We start from the raw sequence: 7,600 nt of genomic DNA, 5'->3' as shown, positions 1-7,600 counted from the left end.
ATCCTGTTCAAGCCGGAGACGCTGCAGCGTACCGGCTCGTTCAAGTTCCGCGGCGCCTACAACAAGCTGTCGTCGCTCAGCGCGGAGGAGCGCAGCCGAGGCGTCGTCGCTTTCTCATCGGGCAATCATGCGCAGGGCGTCGCCGCCTCGGCCGCGATGTTCGGCGTCAAGGCGGTGATCGCCATGCCTTCAGACGCGCCGGCGATGAAAATTGCCAATGTGCGCAAGATGGGCGCGGAGGTGGTCCCGTTCGACCGCTTTCGCGACGACCGCATGACCGTGATCCGTCCTTACATGGAAAGAGGCATGGTGCTGGTGCCGCCTTTCGACGATCCGGCCATCATTGCCGGCCAGGGCACGATCGGCCTCGAATTGATGCGCCAGGCAAAAGCGCTTGGCGTCGACCTCGACGCGGTGATCGTCCCCTGCGGCGGCGGCGGCTTGTCGAGTGGCATCTCCGTTGCCGTCAAGGATGCCTCGCCGAACACGGCGGTCTGGGCGGTCGAGCCCGAGCATTTCGACGACACCCGCCGGTCGCTGGCCGCCGGTGCAAGGGTTTCGAACGAGCCCGGCCATAGTTCGATCTGCGACGCGCTGCTGACCGCCGAGCCTGGCGTGATCACCTTCGAGATCAACCGCAGGAATCTCACCGGTGGCATCGCCGTCTCGGACCAGGCGGCGGCGCAGGCGATGCGCGACGCCATGGCCTATCTCAAGCTGGTGGTCGAGCCCGGCGGCTGTGTGGCGCTGGCGGCACTGTCATCGGGCGAGATCGAGCTGTCCGGCAAATGCATTGCCGTGGTGCTGTCCGGCGGCAATGTCGATTTCGGCACTTATGCCGGGATCATGGCGGCTGCTTGAGACGGCGATGTCCAAGGGTATCTGATATGGAGTATCTGGCGACAGGCTCCGCCTTGGATCACTCCTCGCCCGCCGCCAAATCGTCGCCGCGCTGAGCATGGTCATCTACCGCCCGCTCACGCGTTCCGAGCTGCCCGACGATACGGCATCCCTTGCCCGCACCCTCGTTGGCAAACTCGTGGTGCGCGAGCTGCCTGAAGGCATCGCCAGCGGCCGCATCGTCGAGACCGAGGCCTATGTGACCGGTGACGCCGCCGGACACGGTTACCGGGGGATGACCCCGCGCAACCGTTCGCTGTTTCTCGAACCCGGGCACGCCTATGTCTATCTCGCCTACGGCATCTCCTACATGCTCAATGTCTCGAGCGAGATGCCGGGGGTCGGAACCGGCGTGCTGATCAGGGCGCTCGAGCCACTCGAGGGCATTGCGATCATGCGGCTCAACCGCGGCGTCGAGCGCCTGCGCGACCTGGCGCGAGGACCGGGAAGGCTGGCCCAGGCGTTGCGGATCGATCGTTCGCTCGACGGGCTCGATCTTTGCCGCAAAGGCCCGCTATGGCTGGCAACCGACGAGCATCAAGCCGGCGACATCGCCCAAGGCGTCCGGATCGGCATTACAAAGGATGCCGATCGCCCGCTGCGGTTTTACGTCAAGGGGAGCGCCTTCGTCAGCGGCCCGAAATCGCTCAACGGTTAGTGGCAGTTACAAACCATGGAGATTGGCGAAAGCATTTCTCCCTTCCGCAAAGGCTGGTGCCAAGACTGGAGGTCGTGCGGCATCTAATCCAGCGTCCGCCTGAACCGCACCAGTGCCACGCCGGCAAACAAGGCCACGAACACCACCAGCCAGCCGATCTCCGTTGACACCGCCGGCAGTTCCGCGCCCTTCAGCATCACCGCGCGGGTGATGCGCAGGAAATGCGTCAGCGGGAAGATCTCGCCGAGGATTTGCGCCCAGTCCGGCATGCCGCGATAAGGGAACATAAAACCCGACAGCATGATCGACGGCAGGAAGAAGAAGAAGGTCAGTTGCAGGGCCTGCATCTGCGTGCGGGCGATGGTGGAAATCGTATAGCCGAGCAGCACCAGCGCCAGCACGAAGATCAGCACGGCGGTCAGGAGCAGCGACATCGATCCGGTGAAGGGGATGGCGAACAGCAGCTTCGCCGCCGCCAGCACCACCACCACCTGCACGCCGCCGACCGCCAGGTAGGGCAGCACCTTGCCCATCATGATCTCGAGCGGGCTGGACGGCATCGCCAGCAGGTTTTCCATCGTGCCGCGCTCGGTCTCGCGCGTCAGCGCGATCGAGGTCATCATCACCATGGTCATCTGCAGGATGACGCCGAGCAGGCCGGGCACGATGTTGTATTGCGAGATGCCTTCGGGATTGTAGCGCCGGTGTACGACGACATCGAGCCGACCCTTGGCGGCCTCGGCGGCGGCTTCCTGCGTGCCTTGCGCCCTCAGCAGCGCCTGGCTGGCGACTGTGCCGAGCGTCGAAATGGCGCCGCTGGCCACCGCCGGGTCGGTGGCGTCCGCCTCGATGAGTATCTGCGGGTTGCTGCCGCTCTCCACCCTCCTGGCGAAATCGGCGGGGATGGTGACGACGAAGGCGACGTCGCCGCGCGATATCAGGAACTCGGCCTCGGCGGCACTTTGCGCGACATGGTCGAAACGATAGTAGCCGGTGGTCTGCAGCGCCGCGACAATGGCACGCGTGTAGGGATCGTTGCTCGTCGCCACGAGTGCTGCCGGCAGGCTTTTCGGGTCGTTGTTGATGGCGTAGCCGAAAAGCACCAACTGTATCAGCGGCACGCCGAGCATCATGGCGAAGGTGATGCGGTCGCGCCGCATCTGGATGAATTCCTTGATCAGCAGCGCGCCAAGCCGGGCGAAGGAAAAGACGCTGTTCATGCCATGTTGTCCTTCGAGCCGGACATGAACTGGATGAAGACGTCCTCGAGGCTGGTTTCGCCGGGCGAAACTTTCACGCCCTTGTGCTCTTTCTCGACGTCGGCGAGTGCGGCTTCGAGCTTCTTTTTGTCGGAGCCGACGACATGCAGCGTCGCGCCGAAAGGCGCCACCTGGTCGACGCCGGAGCGGCCCTGAAGCGCTTCGGCGACCTGATCGAGCCGCGGACCCTGCAGCACAAACGTGGTCAGCCCGGCATTTCTCACCACCTCGGCGACAGTGCCGGTGGCCAGCATCTTGCCGTAGGAGATATAGCTGATGCGGTGGCAGCGCTCGGCTTCGTCCATGTAGTGGGTGGAGACCAGCACGGTCAGCCCGCCGCTGGCCAGGCGATGGATCTCGTCCCAGAACTCGCGCCGCGCTTTCGGGTCGACACCGGCCGTAGGCTCGTCAAGCAGCAGCAATTTCGGCTTGTGCATGATGCAGGCGGCCAACGCCAGCCGCTGCTTCCAGCCGCCCGACAAGGTGCCGGCCAGCTGGTTGCGGCGCGACGTCAGGCCGAGGTCCTCCAACGTGCTCGCGACATGCTCTTCGACCGGCTTCAGCCGATAGAGCCGCGCCACGAATTCGAGATTCTCGCCGATCGTCAGATCCTCGTAGAACGAGAATTTCTGCGTCATGTAGCCGACTTCACGCTTGATGCGCAGGCTGTCGGTGCGGATGTTGAAGCCGAGCACCGTGCCTTCGCCTTCGTCCGGCGTCAGCAGGCCGCACATGATGCGGATGGTGGTGGTCTTGCCCGAACCGTTGGGGCCGAGAAAGCCGACGATCTCGCCCTCGGCGACCGACATCGTCACATGGTCGACGACGGTCTTGTCGCCAAAGCCCTTGACCAGGCCGTGGACATCGATGGCGTTCATCTTGCACTGTCCGCGAGATCAACATCGACGATCTGGCCCGGCTGCAGCGGGCCGGCATCGCCCTCCGGCCGCGCCTCGACCAGGTAGACCAGCTTCTGCCGGTTCTCGAGCGAATAGATCACCGGTGGCGTGAACTCAGGATCGGGCGACACGTAGCTGACGCGCGCCTTCACATCCGGGCCGCAGCCGTCGCAATGGACGCCGAGCAAGGTGCCGACCTTGACCGAGGAGAAGGCGCTCTCCGGGACGTAGACGCTGAGCTTGACCGCGCCGTCGGGCAGGATCGAGATCACAGGCGCGGTCGGACCTGATGTATCGCCCGGATTGCGGATGACATCGTTGACGCGGCCCGGCGAAGGGGCTGCCAGCACCCGTTTCGACAGCCGCCACTGAGCTTGCTCCAAGGTAGCCTGCGCCTGCTTGACCTGATTGTCGGCGGCCTTGATCGTCTCAGGGCGCGCAGGCAGGCCGCCGACGGCGAGATTGGCATTGGCCTGGCCGACCTGCGCATTGGCCGTTTCCAGCGTGGCCGACGCGGTGTCGAAATCGGCTTGCGTGCCGGCGCCGCGCTTGAACAGATCGGCGGCGCGGTCGTATTTGCGCTTGGCGTCGGCGGCCTGGGCGCTGGCCATGTCGACCTCGGCCTTCAGCACGGCGATCTCTTCCGGCCGCTTGCCGATCTGCAGGTCAGCCAACTGCGCCTGCGCCTGGGCAAGGCCGGCCTGCGCCTGCGCCACCGCGATCTTGGCATCGGCACTTTCCAGCGTCACCACGGTCGTGCCAGGCACCACACGGTCGCCGCGCTTCACCGTGACGGTCTCGACCTGCGCCACCTCGATCGGTGCCAGCAGCACATAGTCGCCTTCGACATAGCCGACGGCCAGCGGGGCAGCCGGGGCACAGGCCGAGAAGAGCTGCGCGGCGAGCGGCAGCGAACACAGAAAGCTCATGGTCTTTGCCCCTTCATGCTTTGCTCTTTTTGGAAGCCAATATGGCCTTGAGATTACCCGATGTGACCGTCACCACCTTGGCCGCCTCGGCGGCGCCGATGTCTTTCCAGCCCATGCGGCGCATCACCGCCTCGCGGCCGATGCGGAAATAGATGACCTGGCCAATCAGCGTGAACACGGTGAGCCTTGTGGCCTCGCTTTCGGCGGGCTCGCCGGTCGCCTGTTCCCAGAGCTGGCACAGCCGGCGATGCGTCGGCTCGAAGACGCCGTCATAGATGCGGTCGAGGGCTGCCGTCGGATGCGAAAGCTCACGCAACACGAACTGCACGATCTCGCCGGCCTGCGGGCTGGCCACGACAAAGCCGACCATCCGCTCCAGCGCCGCGAAGAGTAGCGCTTGCGCCGCCTCCGGATTGGCTGGTCCCGGCGCAGGCGCCTGTACATTGCCGAGCGCCTGACCGGCTACACCCTGGATGGTCTCGACGATAAAGTCGGCGGCAGCGGCGCGAAGACCCTCCTTGCCGCCGAAATGATAGGCGATCGAGCCTATATTGGCTCGCGCCTCGGCGGCGATCTCGCGCGTCGAGGTGCCATCGAAGCCCTGCCTTCCGAACAGCTTCAGCGCCGCCTGGACAAGGGCCGCGCGCGTCATCTCGGCGGGCTCGCGGCGAAGAATTTTGGGCTCAGGCAGTTTGACCATGAGCGCAGTTTAATCAATCGATTGATTAAAGTCAACTTCTGTTCGTCATTATCTTGCCATCGACGGCGGCAAACGCTTTAGTGCCCGGCCATGGGCAAGGAAGTCGAACGAAAATTCCTGGTCACCAGCACCGCATGGCGGGAACTGGCCGAGGCCAATATCCGCATTCTCCAGTTCTATCTCGCTGCCGGCCCCGGGCGCACGGTGCGCATCCGCATCAGCGATGGCGGTTCCGCCAAGCTGACACTCAAATTCGGCAGCAAGGCGCGCGAACGCGACGAATTCGAATACTCGATCCCGCTCTCGGAGGCGGTGGAGATGCTGGACTTCGCCATCGGACGTGTCATCGAGAAGACACGTCACCATGTTAGGCACCGTGGCTATCTCTACGAAATCGATGTCTTCGGCGGTCCGCTTGCGGGACTTGTGATCGCCGAACTTGAGACGCCGGAGGACGTGCCGGACGAAATGCTGCCTGATTGGCTCGGCCGCGAAGTCACCGGCGAGTCAAAATTCTACAACGCGTCGCTCGCCCTTGGGGGGATACCGGAGATCGCCGCATGAGCTTTCGTATCGATCCGCGCCTGCCGCTGACCGGCGAGGTCAGGCGTATCCTTGCCGAGGAAATCGGCAAGGCGCTGCATCACCTTGACGCCGCACGGAGCCGGCCGGAACAGGCGCTGCACAAGTGCCGCAAGCGGCTGAAGAGCGCCCGCGCCCTGCTGCGGCTTGTTCGTTCCGGCGACGAAACATTCTGCGAGACCGAGAACCAGTGCTATCGCAATGTAGCCGGCCTGCTTGCCGGTCCGCGCGAGGCGACAGCGCTGATCGAAACCATCGACCGGCTGGCGGCGAGCTTTCCCAAGGAGAGCGCCGACGATGGGCTTACTGCTGCGCGCGACAGGCTGATCGCGCGCCAGCATGAACTGCACGAAGGCAGCGGGCTCGAGGCGGCGATCGGCGCGGCGACCGCCGCTTGCGAGGATGGCCTCAAACGCGTCGAAGCGTTGGCCTTGCCCGACCAGCCGGAACAGGCGGCCGACGTGCTTGCCGAAGGTGCCCGCGTCACGCTGCGCCGTGCCAGGAAGGCGCTCGACAAGGCCAGATCGCGGGGCGCGGCCGATGATTTCCACGATTTGCGCAAGGCGGCCAAGACCCACGGCATGCATCTGTCGCTGCTCGGCAGGCTGTGGCCGACACCGATCAAGGCCCGGCGCAAGGCGGTCGACGAACTGGGCGAGCGGCTGGGCGACCTGCACGATGTGCTGGTGATGCGCGCGTTGCTCGAGGCCGACGACCAGCCACTCGGGCTGCCCGAGGACACGAAACTTCTGGGCAAGCTGCTGAAGCGGTCGGAGAAGCAGCTGAAGAAGAGCTGCCTGGCCGAAGCGGCCGAGCTGTTCGGCGACAATCCCAAACGCTCGACACGCAAACTGGCCCGCAAGGCGCGCGACGATCTGGCTGCGCCGCCGGAAGAGGCCGCGGCATCGTAGGACGCTCTTCCTCGCGCTCCGGACGGGGGAGGAAGGCGTGCGCTAGCCCTCATTACCCGCCCATGCTAATCGCCATGGGGCATGACCGAGCCCGGCGACACGCTTCTGGATCGACTTGGCCGCTGGCTTGCCGGCCGGCTGCAGGGAGAATCGTCCGGCTACGAGCCCTACACTCCGTCCGATGCCGAAACGCTGCGCCGCACGCTTGAGCCGGGCGACATCCTGCTGATCGAGGGCAATCAGAAGATCTCGGCGGCGATCAAGTACCTGACCCAGTCGACCTGGTCGCATGCGGCCTTCTATGTCGGCGATGCCTTGCCCGCGCCGGAAGACGGCTCGGAACGGCCGCGCCTGATCGAGGTCACGATCGGCGAAGGCTGCGTCGCCGTGCCATTGTCGCGCTACCGCACCTACAACACCCGCATCTGCCGGGCGAGCGGGCTGGCGCCGGAGGATCGCGACAAGGTCGTCGCCTTCATGATCGGCAGGCTCGGCCTGAAATACGACCTCAAGAACATTTTCGACATGCTGCGTTTTTTCTTGCCCACACCGCCGGTGCCGGTGCGCTGGCGCCGCCGCATGCTGGCCTTCGGCTCCGGCGACCCGACACGGGCGATCTGCTCGACGCTGATCGCCGAGGCCTATGGCCAGATCCGCTATCCGATCCTGCCCGAAATCACCCGTGCGCCCGGCCGAGCCTCCGCGCAGTCGAACTATTCGCGCAAGGAAATCCTGCACATCCGCCACCACTCGCTCTACACG

At 65.0% G+C, this 7,600-nt stretch carries 9 protein-coding genes; 5 read left to right on the top strand and 4 right to left on the bottom strand.

Annotated elements, in window-relative coordinates; translation table 11 throughout:
- Both EN939_RS13650 and EN939_RS13645 read left to right on the top strand, forming a co-directional pair.
- A partial coding sequence (locus EN939_RS13650; protein ID WP_164750979.1) for a threonine/serine dehydratase occupies positions 1 to 861 on the top strand: 861 nt, incomplete at its 5' end.
- 97 nt (positions 862 to 958) lie between these two features.
- The gene (locus EN939_RS13645) at positions 959 to 1,558 is read left to right on the top strand and encodes a DNA-3-methyladenine glycosylase (RefSeq protein ID WP_127268432.1); all 600 of its coding nucleotides are present in this window, start codon (positions 959 to 961) and stop codon (positions 1,556 to 1,558) included.
- A gap of 83 nt (positions 1,559 to 1,641) precedes the next feature.
- On the opposite strand, the gene EN939_RS13640 is transcribed toward EN939_RS13645, so the two are convergent.
- Genes EN939_RS13640 through EN939_RS13625 form a run of 4 tightly spaced genes read right to left on the bottom strand, consistent with a single transcriptional unit; the run spans position 1,642 to position 5,345 of the window.
- The gene (locus EN939_RS13640) at positions 1,642 to 2,778 is read right to left on the bottom strand and encodes an ABC transporter permease (protein WP_127268431.1); all 1,137 of its coding nucleotides are present in this window, start codon (positions 2,776 to 2,778) and stop codon (positions 1,642 to 1,644) included.
- Positions 2,775 to 3,695 carry an ABC transporter ATP-binding protein gene (locus EN939_RS13635; RefSeq protein WP_127268430.1) on the bottom strand — a complete coding sequence of 307 codons (921 nt, stop codon included), beginning with the start codon at positions 3,693 to 3,695 and terminating at the stop codon, positions 2,775 to 2,777. Before EN939_RS13635 ends, EN939_RS13640 begins: the two co-directional genes overlap by 4 nt.
- Positions 3,692 to 4,645: an HlyD family secretion protein gene (locus EN939_RS13630; protein WP_127268429.1), complete on the bottom strand. Its 954-nt coding sequence runs from the start codon at positions 4,643 to 4,645 to the stop codon at positions 3,692 to 3,694. The genes EN939_RS13635 and EN939_RS13630 overlap by 4 nt, the downstream gene beginning before the upstream one ends.
- Before the next feature lie 13 nt (positions 4,646 to 4,658).
- Positions 4,659 to 5,345 (bottom strand): CerR family C-terminal domain-containing protein, encoded by a 687-nt coding sequence (locus tag EN939_RS13625; protein WP_127268428.1) that lies wholly within the window; start codon positions 5,343 to 5,345, stop codon positions 4,659 to 4,661.
- Positions 5,346 to 5,435: 90 nt separating this feature from the next.
- Between EN939_RS13625 and EN939_RS13620 the strand changes: the two genes are divergently transcribed.
- The 3 genes from EN939_RS13620 to EN939_RS13610 form a co-directional block, all read left to right on the top strand.
- Complete coding sequence (locus EN939_RS13620; protein WP_127268427.1) at positions 5,436 to 5,909, top strand: CYTH domain-containing protein; 474 nt, start codon at positions 5,436 to 5,438, stop codon at positions 5,907 to 5,909.
- Complete coding sequence (locus tag EN939_RS13615; protein ID WP_127268426.1) at positions 5,906 to 6,838, top strand: CHAD domain-containing protein; 933 nt, start codon at positions 5,906 to 5,908, stop codon at positions 6,836 to 6,838. Before EN939_RS13620 ends, EN939_RS13615 begins: the two co-directional genes overlap by 4 nt.
- 81 nt (positions 6,839 to 6,919) lie before the next feature.
- A partial coding sequence (locus EN939_RS13610) for a YiiX/YebB-like N1pC/P60 family cysteine hydrolase (protein WP_127268425.1) occupies positions 6,920 to 7,600 on the top strand: 681 nt, incomplete at its 3' end.

The sequence above is a fragment of the Mesorhizobium sp. M7A.F.Ca.CA.002.05.1.1 genome, from assembly GCF_003998335.1.
Taxonomy (GTDB): Bacteria; Pseudomonadota; Alphaproteobacteria; order Rhizobiales; family Rhizobiaceae; genus Mesorhizobium.
This window is presented reverse-complemented; position numbering and strand designations above follow the sequence as displayed.

Excerpts from the sequence above, each read along its gene's own strand:
- EN939_RS13615 (WP_127268426.1), top strand. The coding sequence starts at position 5,906 with ATGAGCTTTCGTATCGATCCGCGCCTGCCGCTGACCGGCGAGGTCAGG.
- EN939_RS13625 (WP_127268428.1), bottom strand. The coding sequence starts at position 5,345 with ATGGTCAAACTGCCTGAGCCCAAAATTCTTCGCCGCGAGCCCGCCGAG.
- EN939_RS13620 (WP_127268427.1), top strand. The coding sequence starts at position 5,436 with ATGGGCAAGGAAGTCGAACGAAAATTCCTGGTCACCAGCACCGCATGG.
- EN939_RS13640 (WP_127268431.1), bottom strand. The coding sequence starts at position 2,778 with ATGAACAGCGTCTTTTCCTTCGCCCGGCTTGGCGCGCTGCTGATCAAG.
- EN939_RS13635 (WP_127268430.1), bottom strand. The coding sequence starts at position 3,695 with ATGAACGCCATCGATGTCCACGGCCTGGTCAAGGGCTTTGGCGACAAG.
- EN939_RS13645 (WP_127268432.1), top strand. The coding sequence starts at position 959 with ATGGTCATCTACCGCCCGCTCACGCGTTCCGAGCTGCCCGACGATACG.
- EN939_RS13630 (WP_127268429.1), bottom strand. The coding sequence starts at position 4,645 with ATGAGCTTTCTGTGTTCGCTGCCGCTCGCCGCGCAGCTCTTCTCGGCC.